Origin of the sequence: Symbiopectobacterium sp. (genome assembly GCF_051710365.1) — a bacterium.
GTDB lineage: Bacteria > Pseudomonadota > Gammaproteobacteria > Enterobacterales > Enterobacteriaceae > Symbiopectobacterium.
In genome coordinates this window covers 22190-39635 of sequence record NZ_JBPETA010000004.1, presented here as the reverse complement: position 1 = coordinate 39635, position 17446 = coordinate 22190, and the positions used below count along the sequence as shown (strand labels likewise).

Sequence of the window (17446 nt, the reverse complement as noted above, 5' to 3'; positions counted from 1 at the left end):
AGGTTACGGATGGTAACGTGGGGAGTACTCATGCTGATTGGTCTGCAAAAAGCAGTAATAAATTCAGAACTTCAGAATACCGTCAAGTCCCGAAAAAAGAAAAATCAGGTGCGGAATGACGGGTGATACCAACACCTTGCCCGGGGATGACATCACACCACTAATAGGTTGGGAAGCTATTTTTTGCTGTTTGTTAGGGAGCTTTGTGGGGGCTATAGATAGATGGGGCGTGCCCGCTATTAACTCATTATTGGTTGCCATGGTTTCTTATTGGGGAATTTATAAATTTAAATTTTTTGCCAGCACTATTTCCAACTAGTACAGCATGGGCCTTTTACTGACGTTGTAGTCTCCCTAACGTTAGTTTTAGTGCAGTGTGTTTACGTTATATCCAACCCCGCACACAGTGGTGGCTAAGCGATAGTAGCCACCACTGTGCAGGCTTATGCCGCCAAGGTATGCTGAGCCATGTCAGTCAGAAGTCCAGCAATGAAATCGATACGCTGTGGCCTTTCGCTGAGGTCTTTAATAAATTTCAAACGGGTAGGGCCATCCAAACGATAGACGCGGGGATCGCGCTGTAACAGGCCAATCAGGTGTGTAGGATCGACCCGGTTATGGGCGCTGAACTCGATAAATCCGCCTTTTTCGTTGCCCTCGATACGTTTGATGCCCAGCGATTGCGCGTGCTGGCGCAGCGCGGCAATCTGCAACAGATGGCGCGTGGCATCCGGCAGGGTACCAAAGCGATCGATAAGTTCCACTTTCAGCTCTTCCAATGCGTTATCGTCCTTGGCGCTGGCAATGCGCTTGTAGAACGACAATCGCGTGTTGACGTCAGGGATAAAGGCCTCCGGCAGTAAGGACGGCAGGCGTAATTCCACCTCGGTTTGACTGCTGATCAGATCTTCCAAAGAGGGTTCGCGCCCGGCTTTGAGCGCATCGACCGCGCTTTCCAGCAGCTCCATATAGAGCGAAAAACCGACGGTAGTCATTTGCCCGCTTTGATCTTCTCCAAGCAGTTCACCCGCGCCGCGAATCTCCAAATCATGGGTTGCCAGTGCAAAGCCTGCACCCAAATCCTCCAGTGACGCGATGGCTTCCAGCCGTTTGTGCGCATCGGTACTCATCGCCTTCGGATTTGGCGTCAGCAGATAGGCATAGGCTTGATGGTGCGAACGTCCGACGCGCCCGCGCAACTGGTGCAACTGGGCCAAACCGAAATGGTCGGCGCGCTCAATGATGATGGTGTTGGCGCTGGGAATATCGATGCCGGTTTCGATGATGGTAGTGCACACCAGTACGTTAAAGCGCTGATGATGGAAATCGCTCATCACCCGTTCCAGATCCCGTTCGCGCATTTGGCCGTGACCAATCGCGATGCGCGCTTCAGGCACCAACTCCGCTAGGCGTTGAGCGGCTTTCTCGATGTTTTCTACGTCGTTGTAGAGGTAATAAACCTGTCCGCCGCGCAGAATTTCACGCAGCATCGCTTCACGCACCAACAGGCTATCATATTCGCGAACAAAGGTTTTTACCGCCAGACGGCGCGCGGGCGGTGTGGCAATAATCGAGAGATCGCGCATCCCGCTCATCGCCATGTTCAGAGTACGCGGGATCGGCGTGGCGGTCAGCGTCAGGATATCCACGTTGGCACGCATCGCTTTGATGCGCTCTTTGTGGCGCACGCCAAAGCGGTGCTCTTCATCCACAATCAGCAGTCCAAGGTCGCGCCAGTGCACGTCACTTTGCAGCAGTTTGTGGGTGCCAATCAGAATGTCTACCTTGCCTTCCTGCGTTTGTTCCAGCACCTGCGTCTGTTCTTTGGCACTGCGGAAACGGGAGAGCATTTCGATACGAATGGGCCAGTTGGCAAAGCGATCGCGGAAATTGTCGTAATGCTGTTGTACCAGCAGAGTGGTCGGCACCAGCACGGCTACCTGTTTGTGGTTTTCCACCGCTAGGAACGCGGCGCGCATCGCGACTTCGGTTTTACCGAAGCCGACGTCACCGCACACCAGCCGGTCCATTGCCAGCGGCTGACACATATCGCTCAGCACTGCATTGATGGCTTGCGCTTGATCCGGCGTGGTTTCGAACGGGAACCCCTCGCAGAAAAGTTGGTATTGTTCGCGATCGTGCTTAAAGGCAAATCCGCTTTTCGCTGCGCGCTGCGCGTAGATATCCAGCAGTTCGGCTGCCACATCACGCACTTTCTCCGCCGCTTTTTGTCGCGCGCGTGACCAGGCATCGCCGCCCAGTTTATGTAATGGCGCATTTTCATCGGCCCCGCCGGAATAACGGCTGATGAGGTGCAATGACGAAACCGAAACATAGAGTTTATCTTCTCCAGCGTAGGTCAGGATCATGTACTCTGCGGTGATGCCACCGGCTTCCAGCGTCGTGAGGCCGACGTAACGCCCAACGCCGTGCTCCAGATGCACCACCGGCTGGCCCGGATGCAGTTCGGCCAGGTTGCGGATCAGCGTATCGGTATTAATGGCGCGACGGCTGTCCTGACGTCGACGTGCAACGCGTTCGCCGAGCAGATCGCTTTCACAAATCAAGGCGCGCTGGCGCAGCGTGTCGATGTCGATAAAGCCGTGCTCGCTGGCACCGATAATCAGATAAGCGCCGGGTTTGTCCGCCTGATCCAACCGGGTAATTGGTGTTGGTGCCAGTTTGATGCGTGCCAGTAATTCCTGAAGGGTTTCACGACGCCCCTCGCTTTCAACGGAAAAGATCACCTGTCCGGTAAAACCTTCCAAAAAACGTCGCAGTGCATCCAGCGGCGCTTTGTGCTGGTGCTGGATGGCAATGTCCGGCAGCGTTTGGTAACCGAGGTTGCGGTGCGCTGCTTTTTCCGTCAGCGTTTCTTTGCTGAGCTGAACGCGCGGCCAGGCTTTCAGTTCGCTGAACAACGCATCGACTCGCAACCACAAGGCGTCCGGCGTTAACAGAGGACGCATTGGGTCTACGCGGCGGCTTTCAAAACGCTGTTGAATATCGGCCCAAAAGCGGGTGGCGCTTGCTTCAAGATCGCCCGTGTTAACCAGCAGCGTATTGCTGGGGAGATAGCTGAACAGCGTGCTGAGCGGCTGTTCAAAAAACAGCGGCTGCCAATATTCAATGCCCGCAGGCCAGGTGCCTTTGCTGATCTGTTGATAAATATGCTCGGCATCACGACGCACTTCAAAGATTTCGCGCCACTGGCTGCGAAAGCGTTCGATGGCATTTTTGTCGGTAGGGAATTCATGCGCAGGCAGCAGGCTGATTTGTGCCACTTCGTGCAACGTGCGTTGGTTATCAACATCAAATACGCGCAGGCTATCTACGTCATCATCGAAAAAATCGATGCGGTAGGGCTCTTCACTGCCCATGGGGAAGAGGTCCAGCAGCGCACCGCGCGTGGCGAACTCCCCGTGTTCCATCGCCTGATCGACACTGCGATAGCCTGCCTGCTCCAACTGCGCGCGCAGTTTATCGCGCGACAGGCGTTGTCCTTTTTTCACCATCAACGCATGACCGTGCAGGAAGGTGTACGGGCACACCAACTGCATTAGCGTATTGACCGGCAACACCAGCACGCCGCGAGTCATGTCAGGGAGGTGATAGAGTGTGGAGAGACGCGCCGAGATGATCTCCTGATGCGGCGAGAAACTGTCGTAAGGCAGCGTCTCCCAGTCAGACAACGTGGTGACCGGATGCGCCGTAAACTGCTGAAGTTCATCGCGTAGCCGCAGCGCGTTTTGCATATCGGGTGCGATAAGCACAACCGGCCCGGCGTGGCGTTCAATGATGTCGGCACACTCGACGGCACAGGCAGCGCCGGTTAGTTGGCCTAACAGACGTTGTTCACCCGCTTTTACGGGCAGAGCATAGCGATTTTTTTCAGGCATATTCCGAATATCTGGTGTTGCCCCGTTCCAGCATAAGAAAAAGCAGTGTAGAAAGCGGGGTAGGGTTCCATAAAGTGATATGACCCTTTATTATCCTTGATCACTTTGCTTTAGCAACCTTATCCAGACGGATTTCATGTATCAACCTGTCGCTTTATTTATTGGCCTGCGTTATATGCGTGGGCGAGCATCGGATCGCTTTGGGCGATTTGTCTCCTGGTTATCGGCCATTGGCATCAAGTTAGGCGTCATGGCGCTGGTGACCGTATTGTCGGTGATGAACGGATTTGAACAGGAGCTTGAGGAGAGCATCCTGGGATTGATGCCGCAGGCGGTGGTGACCACAGCGAGCGGTTCACTCGACCCGCAGGCATTGCCTGCATCATCGTTGAGCACCTTACAGGGCGTAATGCACATAGCCCCAATCACCACGGGCGAAGTGGTGTTGCAAAGCGCGCGCAGTGTGGCAGTCGGAGTAATGCTGGGCATTAATCCCGATGAACCCGAGCCTTTGTCGCGTTTTTTGAAAAATACCTCGCTCACTCAACTTCAACCGGGTGAATACCAGGTGATCCTTGGCGAGCAGTTGGCCTCTCAACTTGGGGTTAAACGCGGTGAACAACTGCGTATTATGGTTACCAGTGCCAGCCAACTCACGCCAATGGGGCGCATTCCCAGCCAGCGCTTGTTTACCGTAGCAGGTACCTTTGCCGCAGGTAGTGAAGTGGATGGTTACCAGATGCTGGTGAATCAGCAGGATGCGTCGCGTCTGATGCGTTACCCGACCGGGCACATAACCGGCTGGCGCCTGTGGCTGGAAAACCCGTTGGATATTGTGGCGTTCAGTGCGCAGCCAGTGCCACAAGGATTGGTGATGAAAGATTGGCGTGAGCGCAAGGGCGAACTGTTTCAGGCCGTTCGCATGGAAAAAAATATGATGGGGCTGTTGTTGAGCCTGATCGTCGCCGTCGCGGCGTTCAATATCATTACGTCGTTGGGGTTGTTGGTGATGGAAAAGCAGGGTGAGGTGGCCATTTTGCAAACGCAGGGGCTGACCCAACGCCAGATTATGGCGGTGTTTATGGTGCAGGGGGGAAGCGCCGGGGTGGTTGGCGCGCTGTTGGGCGCAGTGCTGGGTACGCTGCTGGCTAGCCAGCTCAATACGCTGATCCCGGCATTGGGGCTGTTGCTGGATGGTGACGCGCTACCAGTTCATATTGATGCGGTGCAGGTGGTGACCATCGCGCTAGTGGCGATGATCGTTGCCCTGCTGTCTACCCTTTATCCTTCCTGGCGCGCCGCCGCCGTTCATCCCGCAGAGGCTTTACGCTATGAATGATTCCCTGTTGTTGCAATGTAATGACCTGTGCAAAACCTACCAGGAAGGGAAGCTGTCCACCGAAGTGCTGTGTCATGTGACATTCAGCATGCAAGCCGGCGAAATGATGGCGATTGTCGGTAGTTCCGGTTCGGGGAAAAGTACTCTGTTGCATCTGCTGGGCGGGCTGGATGCGCCCACCACGGGTGATGTTATCTTCAAAGGTCAGGCGCTCAGTGGGCTCTCCGCCGCCGCTAAATCGGTGCTGCGCAACCGTGAACTGGGCTTTATCTACCAGTTTCACCATTTACTGCCGGATTTCACCGCGTTGGAAAACGTGGCGATGCCACTGCTGATTGGCAACACGCCGCCCGCGCAGGCGCAGGATCAGGCGCGCGCTATGCTGGCCGCCGTGGGGCTGGATGCACGGCGCGAGCACCGTTCCAGCGAATTGTCCGGCGGAGAGCGTCAGCGCGTGGCCATCGCCCGCGCGCTGGTGAATAACCCGTTGCTGGTGCTGGCGGATGAGCCTACGGGTAACCTCGATCAGCGCACGGCAGATACCATTTTTGAACTGCTGGGCGAATTAAACGTGCGTCAGGGCACCGCGTTTCTGGTGGTGACTCACGATTTGTCGCTGGCTGCGCGTTTGCGTCGCCAGTTGGAAATGCGTGATGGGCAACTTCAGCAAGAGTTAACCCTGATGGGAGCCGCGCAATGAGTTTTCCCCCGCTCTCCCTGCTGATTGGGCTGCGTTTTAGCCGGGGCCGTCGGCGCGGTGGCATGGTTTCCCTGATTTCGGTGATCTCCACCATCGGTATTGCGCTCGGGGTGGCGGTGCTGATCGTCGGCCTCAGCGCCATGAACGGCTTCGAACGTGAATTGAAAAATCGTATTTTGGCAGTGGTGCCTCATGGTGAAATGGAACCGGTCAATCCGCCCTTCACCGGCTGGCAGAACATGTTGCCTAAAATTGAGCAGGTGCCTGGCATCGTTGCCGCTGCGCCCTATGTGCATTTTACCGGGCTGCTGGAGAGCGGTGCCAGACTGCGCGCGATACAGATGAAAGGCGTCGATCCGCAACAGGAACAACGCCTCAGTACTTTGCCAACGTTCGTGGCAGGAAATGCGTGGGCCAATTTCAAAGCGGGTGAGCAGCAGGTTATTCTCGGCAAGGGCGTTGCGCAGGCGCTTGAGGTGAAAACCGGGGATTGGGTGACGGTGATGATCCCCAACAGCGATCCGCAAATGAAGCTGTTGCAGCCGAAGCGCATTCGCCTGCACGTGAGCGGTATTCTGCAACTCAGCGGGCAACTCGATCACAGTTTGGCGTTGATCCCGCTTGCTGACGCGCAGCAGTATCTTGACATGGGTGATGATGTCAGCGGCATTGCCATCAAGGTCGATGACGTGTTTGCCGCCAGCAAACTGGTGCGTGACGCGGGGAAAGTGACCGACACCTATATCTATATTCGTGACTGGATTGGCACCTACGGTTACATGTACCGCGACATCCAGATGATTCGGACTATCATGTATTTAGCGATGGTACTGGTGATTGGCGTTGCCTGTTTTAACATTGTTTCCACGCTGGTGATGGCGGTGAAAGACAAAAGCAGCGATATTGCCGTATTGCGCACCTTGGGGGCGAGCGACAGGCTGATCCGTGCCATTTTCATCTGGTATGGACTGCTGGCAGGCCTGCTTGGCTGTGTGATCGGTGCCGTGATCGGGGTGGTTGCGACGCTGCAACTGAGTGCGATCATGCGCGGGATTGAATCGCTGACCGGACACCATTTTCTGTCTGGCGATATCTATTTTATCGATTTTCTGCCGTCAGAATTGCACATGATGGATGTGGTTTTGGTACTGCTCACCGCCGTGGCGTTGAGCTTGCTGGCCAGTTGGTATCCGGCGCGGCGCGCCAGCCGCATTGAGCCCGCTCGTGTGTTAAGCGGGCAATAGCGCTACGGCCCCTTGCAATCGCATAACCTATTTAGCCACAGAGGAGTGAGCCATGTATTATGGTTTTGATCTGGGCGGCAGTAAGATTGAAGTTGGCGTCTTTGATGCGGATATGAGGTCCGTATGGCAAAAACGGGTGCCTACGCCGCGTAATGACTATGAGGCGTTGCTGGCGGCCTTTGCTGCACTCACGCAGGAAGCCGATGCGTTGACGGGCAAACAAGGGAATGTCGGCGTCGGTATTCCCGGTATGCGTGGCGGGGATGATGGTGCGCTGTTTACCGCTAACCTGCCTGCAACTATGGGAAAACCGCTACAGGCGGATTTGCAACGCCTGTTACAGCGCGATGTGCGCATGACCAACGATGCCAACTGCTTTGCCCTTTCGGAAGCCTGGGAGGGTGAATTCCGTCAGTATCCTGTGGGATCCTTGGCACCGGTGTCGGTGGCGGTCTGGTGATTAACGGCGAAGTGATTGATGGTCGCAACGGCATCACCGGCGAATTCGGCCATTTCCGGCTACCGGTGGATGCGCTGGATATTATGGGGGAGGATATCCCTCGGGTGAAATGCGGCTGTGGTCAATCTGGCTGTATTGAAAACTATATTTCTGGCCGAGGTTTTGAATGGCTTTATGCGCATACCTATGGCGAAAGTCTTAATGCTGTCACCATTATTCGCCACTATCGGGCGGGTGAAGCAAATGCGCTGGCGCACGTCGATCGCTATATGAGCGTGCTGGCGGCCTGCGTGTGGAATCTGTTGACGATGTTTGACCCCCCACTTGCTGGTGCTGGGTGGTGGTTTGTCTAACTTTGACGAGATCTATCAGTTTCTCCCGACGCGGTTGCCTGAGTATTTGCTGCCGGTTGCGCGCTTACCGCGCATTGAGAAGGCGCGCTACGGTGATGCAGGTGGCGTTCGGGGCGCGGCCCTGCTGCACTTTTCTTCGCAGTAGTTTTTTTAGCGATAAATGCTTATTGGCAATCAAGCTGGCAGCGTTAGACACTTTCCACCCAGCTTTCACAGGAGCAGACATGCATACGCGTCAAAGGAGATCCGGTTTCATCAAGGAAAGCGACTGCGTCAGCAGCGTCTGCGTTCACGTATTTTCCATAAGGATTATCTGGCGGTGAATGAATCAAAAAGCCCGCGTGTGGTGGTTCTGACCGGCGCGGGGATTTCAGCGGAATCCGGCATTCGCACCTTTCGTGCGGCGGATGGCCTGTGGGAAGAGCACCGGGTGGAAGATGTCGCCACGCCGGAAGGATTTCAACGCGATCCGCAACTGGTGCAGGCGTTTTACAACGCGCGCCGTAAGCAGTTGCAGCAGCCAGAGGTGGTGCCCAACGCAGCGCATCTGGCGTTAGCTAATCTTGAGGCGGCGCTCGGAGATAACTTCCTGTTGGTGACGCAAAATATCGATAATCTGCACGAGCGTGCGGGCAGTCAGCGGGTTGTTCATATGCACGGCGAATTGCTTAAGGTGCGCTGTTGCCAGAGTGGACAGGTTATCGACTGGACCGGTGATATCGCTGCCGATGAACGCTGCCACTGCTGCCAGTTTCCCGCGCCGCTGCGCCCGCACGTGGTGTGGTTCGGAGAAATGCCACTTGGTATGGAACGTATCTATCAGGCGCTGGCGCAAGCCGATTATTTCATCGCTATCGGGACTTCCGGGCATGTTTATCCGGCTGCGGGATTTGTTCATGAAGCGCACACCCATGGTGCTTACACCATAGAACTGAATCTCGAGCCGAGTCAGGTAGAGAGCCAGTTTGATGAAAAAATCTACGGCGCGGCGACGGCAGTGGTGCCAGAGTTTGTCGGCGCCTGGTTGACTGGGCGGCGTAAAGTGGCGTTTTGATCGCTATTCGACACCTGGAATGCCTTAGCGAGATGAACGGCGTGCAGTGACGCTACACGAAATGACGGTCGAGTTAAGCAGAGTTGAGTTTGCGGGTGTGACCGCAGTGTACAGGATAGCGTTATGCAGTCATTGAACAAGGGATACTCGCTGTTACGTTTACGCCAGCGTTATCACGACCGTCAACGCATCGTGGTGTTGGCGCTACTGGCGGGAGTGACCGTGATCATCGGGTTATGTGCTGGCGATCGTTGGGTGATGCCCTGGGCATGGTGGGATGATGCCCAGCGTGTTTTCATCTGGCAGTTGCGTATGCCGAGAACGCTGGCGGTGATGCTGGTGGGGGCGAGCCTGGCGATGTCAGGGGCCGTGATGCAGGCCATTTTCGATAACCCACTGGCAGAGCCGGGCTTGCTGGGCGTTGCTAATGGCGCTGGCGTGGCGCTGGTACTTGGCGTCCTGCTGGGGCAGGGGGTGCAACCCGTCTGGGTGCTGAGCGTTGGCGCTATTGTGGGGGCGCTAGCCACCACATTCTTGCTATTACATTTTGCCCGACGTCACATTTCCAATGCGCGTTTGCTGCTGATTGGCGTGGCGCTGGGGATTGTGTGCAGCGCAGTGATGACCTGGGTCGTCTATTTCAGTACCAGTCTGGATCTACGCCAACTGATGTATTGGATGCTGGGCGGATTCAGCGGCGTTGACTGGCGCTATGGGTGGTTGATGGTGGCATTGCTACCCTGTCTGGCGTGGTTAAGCCGTCAGGGACAGACGCTCAACCGCCTTTCGCTGGGTGAGATTCAGGCGCGGCAGTTGGGGATCTCTGTTTATCGCTGGCGTAACCTTTTGGTGCTGGTGGTGGGCATTCTGGTGGGGATTAGCGTTGCGCTGGCCGGTGTTATCGGGTTTGTCGGGCTGATTGTACCCCACGCGCTGCGCCTGATGGGGTTGACCGATCAACGCTACTTGCTGACGGGCTGCGGGCTGGCGGGTGCCATGACGCTCTCGCTCTCTGACACCATGGCGCGCGTAATGATCCCCTCGGCCGAGTTGCCCATCGGTGTGATCACCGCGACGCTCGGCGCACCGTTGTTTATCTGGCTGCTGCTGCGCCGGCGTAATCCGGTAAATGTAACCTAATGGCGTACAACAGGAAGGTGACTATGAGTAACGACATCTATGCAATCCCGTTGACTACCATTAACGGCGAGGCGACCACCTTTGGCGCTTATCAGGGACAGGTCGCACTGATTGTTAATGTGGCCTCCAAATGCGGTTTAACCAAACAGTACGATGCGTTGGAAAAACTGTATGAAACCTATCACGAGCGCGGCTTGGTGGTACTGGGGTTTCCTTCCAATGAGTTCGCCGGACAAGAGCCGGGCAGCGACGCCGAGATTCAGGAATTTTGCTGTGCCACCTTTGGCGTGCAGTTCCCGATGTTCAGCAAGATTGAGGTAAATGGCGAGCAACGTCATCCCCTGTACCGTCACCTGATTGCCGCACAGCCCAAAGCCAAGGGAAATCTGCTTAGCGGTTTTTATGAGCGTTTACTCAATAAAGGTCGGGCGCCCAAGCACCCTGAAGATATTCTGTGGAACTTTGAAAAATTCCTGATCGGGCGCAATGGTCAGGTGATCCAACGTTTCTCGCCCGATATAGCCCCGGATGACAAAATGATTGTTAACGCCATTGATGCTGCGGTGGCCGAGTAATTGTTGACGCAAGAGATAAAGCATCACGTTCCCTGCGCGCTGCGTCTGACCCACGTTGCCTGCGGGCGGCTTTTACAATCCATCAGCGTCAGCGCCTATGCCGGTCGGTTGATTCACGTGGTCGGACCCAATGGTTCAGGGAAAAGCACGTTGCTGGCACGGGTTTCCGGGCTGCTGGACGGCGAAGGGCGCGTGGAACTGGACGGCATGCCGATTGCCGATTTATCTGCGCGAGATCTGGCGTTGCGTCGCGCTTATCTGTCGCAGCAGCAAAACCCCAGTGCGTTGATGCCCGTGTTCCAGTATCTGGCGCTGCACCAGCCGAAGCAGGTGAGTGTCATGGCGGTCGATGAGGTGGTTGCCCAACTTGCCACGCGTCTGATGTTAACGGATAAATTGACGCGTCCGTTGACGGAGCTGTCCGGCGGAGAGTGGCAACGTGTACGCCTTGCTGCCGTATTCTTGCAAGTATGGCCTTCGCTGAATCCTTATGCTCGTCTGTTGGTGCTCGATGAGCCCGCCACCGGTCTGGACGTAGCGCAACGCGTGGCGCTTGATGCCATGCTGAAAGTGTTGTGTCAGGCAGGATTGATTGTGCTAGCCAGCGCTCATGATTTAAATCACAGCTTACAGCAGGCTGATGATATCTGGTTGATTTCAAAAGATAAGCTGATTGATGCTGGCGATGCGGCAGACGTCATGCAGCCTGAACGACTGGCCCCGGTTTTCGGCATCGACTTCCAACGTCATCGCGTTGGCGAGAGCGACTGGCTGGTGCCGGTGTCCGAGTAACCGGTCATTTACTGCGTCAGGCTTGCCAAAACAGTGAAATCAACGCTAAATTAGGCTGTAATATCATTCTGATAGCGTGACATTCCCCGCAAGATGCGGTGAACAAGAAAACGAACCGATACTCGCAGGATACCGCAGATGCGCTTGATTCAGGGGTTGCTGATCGCAAGTTTGTTTTTGGTTGGGTGCAGCAGCCATCGCGCTCCACCGCAGAATCCGCGTCTGGGCGACTCCATCATGGTGATAAGCCAACTTAACGAACAGCTCACGCAGTGGCGTGGTACGCCGTATCGCTATGGCGGGCTGGATCACCGTGGCATCGATTGCTCTGGTTTTGTCTATTTAACCTTTCGCGATCGTTTCGGTATGCAACTGCCGCGCACCACCGAGGCGCAAACGGAATTGGGTTCACGCATTGACCGGGACGACCTGTTGCCGGGCGATTTGGTGTTTTTCAAAACCGGCAGCGGCAGCAGCGGATTGCATGTGGGTATTTATGATAAAGACTATCAGTTTATTCACGCCTCGACCAGCCAGGGTGTAATGCGATCGTCATTGGATAACGTCTATTGGAAGCGGGCCTACTGGCAGGCGCGCCGAATCTGATTCCACTCTCAAGTGACGGCTGTCGATGTTGGCAGGCCGTTTGCGCATGGAGCCTCAATGTCTTCACTCCGTTTGTTGCCGTCTGACTCTTACGATCCCTGGTTTAATATGGCCGTCGAAGAGTGCATCTTTCGCCAAATGTCCCCCACGCAGCACGTGCTGTTTCTCTGGCGCAATGCGGAAACCGTGGTGATTGGTCGGGCGCAAAACCCGTGGAAAGAGTGCAATACGCGCAAGATGGAGGAGGATGGCATCAAGCTGGCGCGTCGCAGCAGCGGTGGCGGCGCCGTTTTTCATGATTTGGGCAACACCTGCTTTACCTTTATGGCAGGAAAGCCGGGTTACGATAAAAGTGTTTCAACCGCCATCATTCTTAATGCACTGACTGCGCTAGGCGTAGCGGCTTCGGCTTCAGGGCGTAACGATCTGGTGGTGGATACGCCTGACGGTGAACGTAAGGTTTCGGGGTCTGCCTACCGGGAAACCAAGGATCGTGGCTTTCACCACGGCACGCTATTGCTCAATGCCGATCTTTCCCGTCTGGCAAATTACCTCAACCCAGATGTGAAGAAATTACAGGCCAAAGGTATTACCTCAGTCCGCTCCCGGGTTGCCAATTTGGTGGAACTGTTGCCGACGGTCGATCATGCACAAGTGTATGAGGCGATACGTGACGCGTTTTTTGCCTATTACGCGGACAACTGCACAACTGAGCACATCTCACTCGCACAAATGCCCGATCTTCCCGGCTTTCGCGAACAGTTTGCCAAGCAAAGCAGCTGGGAATGGAATTTTGGCCAGGCACCAGATTTTACCCATACGTTAGATACCCGTTTCCCGTGGGGCGGTATTGAACTGCACATGGATGTCGATCGCGGTGTCATCACGCGCAGCCAGCTGTTTACGGACAGCCTGAACCCCGCGCCGCTAGAAGCACTGGCGCAGGCCTTGCAGGGCCGCGCATACCGTGTGTCCGACATTATCGCGGCGGGCGAAGCACTGCTTGAACACTTTCCCGAACAGCAGCCTGAGCTGCAACAGGTGAATGCGTGGTTGGCTGAGAATATTCGGTAAAGCAGGATATTCGTTAACAGCGTGACATCAGTGTAAGGGGAGCATCAGGATAATGAAAAAGGGATTGTTGAGCGCTCATCGTTGGCGCTAGAGTGATATTGAACGCTTATCTCCGCAGACATCGATCATGAAAATCACGTTAGACGTTGACTACCAAAGTGAATACCTGTTCTGGCCCATCTATAGCCGGGATGAGCGGCTATTGGCCTTGGAAATGACTGGGTGTTTCAATAGTGCGGATGGCAAACTCACCGTGCCTGGCGATATCCTGACGAGTATGTTGACCACGTCGCAAAAACTGGCGTTGCTGGATGAACAAATCGATATCATCCAACGCAAAGCGGAGTGGCTCAAACTGCACCGGTTTTTGTTGGTGTGGCGCATTGAGAAGCATTGCGCCGAACTGCTGATGGCATCGATTCCACGCTGCAACGCGATCCGCGCGTTACCCTTTGTCCATCTGGAAATTAATGAGGCGTTTCCTCACCTCGGCGAAGGTAAAGGAAACCTTGGTATCACCGAGCTGAGTAACATGTTTCCCCTGTGGCTGGATAATTTCGGCTCAGGTAAGGTAAACCTCAAGGCGTTCCACGATGGTTTGCTGAGCTATGTGAAAATCGATCCTAAACTGGTGTGGGATATTCTTTCGCGTCCGGCACCGGATCTGATCATGGACCCGTTGCTTAACGTGATGAAAAGCCACCAGCAGGGTCTCGGGGTGATAGTTAAAGGGATTGATACGCTCGAACATCTGAAAAAAGTGCATCACCTCAAGGTGGATGCGATACAAGGCAAGCTGTGGCCTGCCATCCCGATGGATGCGTTGGAACAGGAACTGACTCCGGCGGCGTAAACCAGTATCCCTGTATTTCATCCGTGTTTATTTCCCTGTTGACGTTCTACACTCAAGTTTGACAGACGCTGTAGAGTGACAGAACGACGATGACACAGGGATTACGATTTACCCATCACTACCATGACGCCTTGCCCGGATGTTACACGGCGCTTTCGCCCACACCGTTACAGGGGGCGCGCTTGCTGTATCACAGCGTGGAACTGGCGGAGCAATTAGGGGTGCCTGCCCGTTGGTTTCATCCTGAACATATTGACATCTGGCAAGGAAAGACGCTGCTGCCCGGTATGCTGCCGTTGGCGCAGGTTTATAGTGGCCATCAGTTTGGCGTATGGGCCGGACAACTGGGCGATGGGCGGGGGATTTTGCTAGGTGAGCAGCGACTGGCGAACGGCACCAGCATGGAGTGGCACCTGAAAGGGGCAGGGTTGACCCCCTATTCGCGCATGGGAGACGGTCGCGCGGTGCTGCGATCGGTTATTCGCGAGTTTCTCGCGTCGGAAGCTCTGCATCATCTGGGCATTCCTACCACGCGCGCCTTAGCGATCGTTATCAGCGGTGAACCCGTTCAGCGCGAACAGCAGGAGCAGGGTGCGATGCTGATGCGTGTTACCGAAAGTCATCTGCGTTTTGGGCATTTTGAGCATTTTTACTATGCGCGTCAGCCGGAGCAGGTGAAAAAACTGGCCGATTTCGCTATCACGCACCACTGGCCACAGTGGCAGCACGATGAACAACGCTACTCGCTTTGGTTTACCGATATAGTCGAACGCACGGCGCGCATGGTTGCCCATTGGCAGGCGGTGGGGTTCGCCCACGGCGTGATGAACACGGACAATATGTCGATCCTTGGCCTGACGTTCGATTATGGCCCCTACGGTTTTATGGATGGCTACCAACCTGACTTTGTCTGTAATCACTCCGATTACAACGGTCGTTATGCCTTTGACAACCAGCCCGCAGTAGCACTGTGGAATTTGCATCGCTTGGCGCAGGCACTCTCTGGATTGTTGTCGGTGGAATCACTTGAAACCGCGCTGGGTTGCTATGAACCGGCCCTGATGACGCATTTTGGTCAACTTATGCGCGCCAAGTTGGGTTTTTTCGATGCGGATGCCAGAGAGATAACGATCTATTGGTGGGATTGCTGAACTTGATGGCGCGTGAGCGCAGTGACTATACCCGTACTTTCCGTCTGCTGAGTGATACCAATGTGCAGGATGCCGAGTCGCCGTTACGTGACCGGTTCATCGACCGAGCCGCATTTGACGCTTGGTTTCGCGACTATCGCGCACGTCTGGCGCAGGAGACGCAGAGTGACGCTGAACGCCAGCGCAGCATGAAAGCGGCTAATCCAAAATATATCCTGCGTAACTATTTGGCGCAGCAAGCGATTGAAGCAGCAGAGCAGGATGATGTAGGCCCATTGACGCAGCTGCATCAGGCGCTTTCTCGTCCTTATGATGAACAGCCTGAATACGAATCGCTGGCGGCAGCACCGCCAGCGTGGGGTAAAGCGTTGGAAGTGTCTTGTTCGAGCTAGGCTAACGGCGCAGAAAAACTTGCGGCGTCGCGTCGTCTGGATGCGGATGTACCAGCACGTCGGCCTGATACCACTGCGTGAGCGTTTCGCTTTGCAATACCGCCTGCGGCGTGCCTTGTGCCACCAGTTTTCCCTGATGCAGCAGTGCAATGCGATCGGCATACAGCGCGGCCAGATTCAGGTCGTGCAGGATGCAGCACACCGCAAGAGGCTGCTGTTGTGTAAGCCGCTTAAGCAGACGCAGCAGGTGTTGCTGATGATAGAGATCGAGTGCCGATGTCGGTTCATCGAGAAACAGCCAGCAGGGCGTCGGTGTCGGGTGCCATAACTGCGCCAGCACGCGTGCCAACTGCACGCGCTTCTGTTCCCCGCCGGAAAGATGGCGATAATCCTGTTGGGCCAGCGCCGTGCATTCGGTTAACGCCATGACATGATCGACCACGCTGCCACCTGCACGATCGTGGCGATAGGGCGCACGTCCCATGGCAACCACGTCGCGCACGCTAAACGGAAAATTCAGCGCACCGTGCTGACGCATTACGGCGCGGGTTTGTGCCAAAGCATCAGGCTGCCAGTCTGTGAGCGCTTTTCCGGCCAACTGACATTCACCGTTGTCGGCTGCCAGATAGCCGGTGAGCAGACGCAGCAGCGTGGATTTTCCCGCACCATTCGGGCCAATAATCGCGACGATCTCACCGCAGTTGATGTCCAACGAAACATCATCAATCAATGTGCGTCCGGCGACCTGATAGTGCAGATGTTGGGCCGTCAGGCGATTAGTCATGGGTTCGTCCCTTGTGCGTGACAATGAGCCATAGGAAGTAGGGACCGCCTATCAGACTGGTGAGCAAACCCACGGGCATTTCCGCCGGAGCCAGCACCGTGCGAGCCAACGTATCGGCCGCGATAAGCAACCCCGCGCCTGCCAGCGCTGAGCCGGGTAGCAACCAGCGGTGATCGGCACTCAGGTTCATGCGAACCAGATGCGGGATAACCAGTCCGATAAACACAATCACGCCGCTGACCGCTACCGCGGTGCCCACCAGCAGCGCGCTGAGCAGCAGTAATATCAGCTTGGTCGCCCAGATAGTGTGCGTCTTCATCACCCAACTGGAGCAGATTGAGTTTGCGGGCATTGCACTGTACGCACACCATCGCGGGAACGACCAGCGAAGCGGCAACCAGCAACACCGGCCACTGCGCTTGTCCCAGGCTGCCCATGCCCCACAGTGAAAACTGACGCAATTACTGATCGTTACTGATGTAGGTCAGTACGCCAACCGCTGCCCCACACAACGCATTCAGGGCAATACCGGTTAACAGCAGACGCGTAACGCCGCTACGTTCATCGCGTCCCAGCATAAACAGGATGGTTGTCACCGCCAGACTGCCGGCGAAGGCGGCCAACATCGGGCTGTAGAGTGCTAATAACGGAGGCAGCCCCAAAGGCACCAACAGCGCAAACGCGACAAACAACACCGCTCCGCTGCTGATACCCAGCAAGCCGGGGTCAGCCAGAGGGTTGCGGAACAGCCCCTGCATCACGGCGCCGGCCGCGGCGAACGCGCTGCCCACCAGCAGTGCCAGCAGGACGCGCGGCAGGCGAATATTGAGCCAGATATGCCACAGCGGGTCGCTGATCGGAGCATGCCACAGTTGGCGGAAGGAGAGGGTGAGTGCCCCCATATTGGCGGCACCCAGCATTAGCAGCAGAGTGAAACACATCAGCCCCGCCAGAACCAGGCGGGGACGTTGCCGTAGTCTCATTTTATCTGCTTGGCGGCGTGACGCAGCGTGGTTAACAGCGCAGGGGT

General features: G+C 55.7%; 13 protein-coding genes and 3 pseudogenes. 13 read left to right on the top strand and 3 right to left on the bottom strand.

Annotated features, from left to right (window positions below; all coding sequences use genetic code 11):
• Positions 1-115 precede the first annotated feature (115 nt).
• On the top strand, positions 116-319 hold the full coding sequence (locus ACTBDZ_RS00860) for a hypothetical protein (RefSeq protein WP_438813855.1): 204 nt from the start codon (positions 116-118) through the stop codon (positions 317-319).
• A gap of 124 nt (positions 320-443) precedes the next feature.
• On the opposite strand, the gene mfd is transcribed toward ACTBDZ_RS00860, so the two are convergent.
• Positions 444-3899, bottom strand: coding sequence for a transcription-repair coupling factor (gene mfd / locus ACTBDZ_RS00855; protein WP_438813854.1), 3456 nt, complete (start codon positions 3897-3899; stop codon positions 444-446).
• Between the two features lie 136 nt (positions 3900-4035).
• Between mfd and lolC the strand changes: the two genes are divergently transcribed.
• The 12 genes and pseudogenes from lolC to ACTBDZ_RS00795 all read left to right on the top strand — a co-directional run bounded on the left by lolC (position 4036) and on the right by ACTBDZ_RS00795 (position 15632).
• Entirely contained in the window at positions 4036-5238 is a 1203-nt protein-coding gene (gene lolC / locus ACTBDZ_RS00850; RefSeq protein ID WP_438813853.1) for a lipoprotein-releasing ABC transporter permease subunit LolC, read from the top strand.
• Positions 5231-5938, top strand: coding sequence for a lipoprotein-releasing ABC transporter ATP-binding protein LolD (lolD, locus tag ACTBDZ_RS00845; protein ID WP_438813852.1), 708 nt, complete (start codon positions 5231-5233; stop codon positions 5936-5938). Before lolC ends, lolD begins: the two co-directional genes overlap by 8 nt.
• Positions 5935-7182 carry a lipoprotein-releasing ABC transporter permease subunit LolE gene (gene lolE / locus ACTBDZ_RS00840; protein ID WP_438813851.1) on the top strand — a complete coding sequence of 416 codons (1248 nt, stop codon included), beginning with the start codon at positions 5935-5937 and terminating at the stop codon, positions 7180-7182. Before lolD ends, lolE begins: the two co-directional genes overlap by 4 nt.
• A 52-nt stretch (positions 7183-7234) precedes the next feature.
• A pseudogene (gene nagK / locus ACTBDZ_RS00835) lies at positions 7235-8140 on the top strand (N-acetylglucosamine kinase).
• A 99-nt stretch (positions 8141-8239) separates the two neighbouring features.
• A complete protein-coding gene (cobB, locus tag ACTBDZ_RS00830) occupies positions 8240-9049 on the top strand; it encodes a Sir2 family NAD+-dependent deacetylase (protein WP_438813858.1) in 810 nt (269 codons plus the stop codon).
• Between the two features lie 123 nt (positions 9050-9172).
• Positions 9173-10189, top strand: a complete 1017-nt coding sequence (gene btuC, locus ACTBDZ_RS00825) for a vitamin B12 ABC transporter permease BtuC (RefSeq protein ID WP_438813850.1) — start codon at positions 9173-9175, stop codon at positions 10187-10189.
• 23 nt (positions 10190-10212) lie between these two features.
• Positions 10213-10764 carry a glutathione peroxidase gene (locus ACTBDZ_RS00820; RefSeq protein ID WP_438813849.1) on the top strand — a complete coding sequence of 184 codons (552 nt, stop codon included), beginning with the start codon at positions 10213-10215 and terminating at the stop codon, positions 10762-10764.
• Positions 10765-10767: 3 nt separating this feature from the next.
• Positions 10768-11556: a vitamin B12 ABC transporter ATP-binding protein BtuD gene (btuD, locus tag ACTBDZ_RS00815; RefSeq protein ID WP_438813848.1), complete on the top strand. Its 789-nt coding sequence runs from the start codon at positions 10768-10770 to the stop codon at positions 11554-11556.
• 138 nt (positions 11557-11694) lie between these two features.
• Positions 11695-12162, top strand: coding sequence for an NlpC/P60 family protein (locus ACTBDZ_RS00810; RefSeq protein ID WP_438813847.1), 468 nt, complete (start codon positions 11695-11697; stop codon positions 12160-12162).
• Positions 12163-12219: 57 nt separating this feature from the next.
• Entirely contained in the window at positions 12220-13236 is a 1017-nt protein-coding gene (locus ACTBDZ_RS00805; RefSeq protein WP_438813846.1) for a lipoate--protein ligase A, read from the top strand.
• Between the two features lie 127 nt (positions 13237-13363).
• The gene (locus tag ACTBDZ_RS00800) at positions 13364-14089 is read left to right on the top strand and encodes an EAL domain-containing protein (RefSeq protein WP_438813845.1); all 726 of its coding nucleotides are present in this window, start codon (positions 13364-13366) and stop codon (positions 14087-14089) included.
• A gap of 89 nt (positions 14090-14178) precedes the next feature.
• Positions 14179-15632: pseudogene (locus tag ACTBDZ_RS00795) on the top strand (protein adenylyltransferase SelO).
• A 1-nt stretch (position 15633) separates the two neighbouring features.
• On the opposite strand, the gene ACTBDZ_RS00790 reads toward ACTBDZ_RS00795, so the two are convergent.
• Together ACTBDZ_RS00790 and ACTBDZ_RS00785 are read right to left on the bottom strand one after the other, a co-directional pair.
• Entirely contained in the window at positions 15634-16416 is a 783-nt protein-coding gene (locus ACTBDZ_RS00790) for a heme ABC transporter ATP-binding protein (RefSeq protein ID WP_438813844.1), read from the bottom strand.
• A pseudogene (locus ACTBDZ_RS00785) lies at positions 16409-17399 on the bottom strand (FecCD family ABC transporter permease). The gene ACTBDZ_RS00790 and the pseudogene ACTBDZ_RS00785 overlap by 8 nt, the downstream one beginning before the upstream one ends.
• Between the last annotated feature and the right edge of the window lie 47 nt (positions 17400-17446).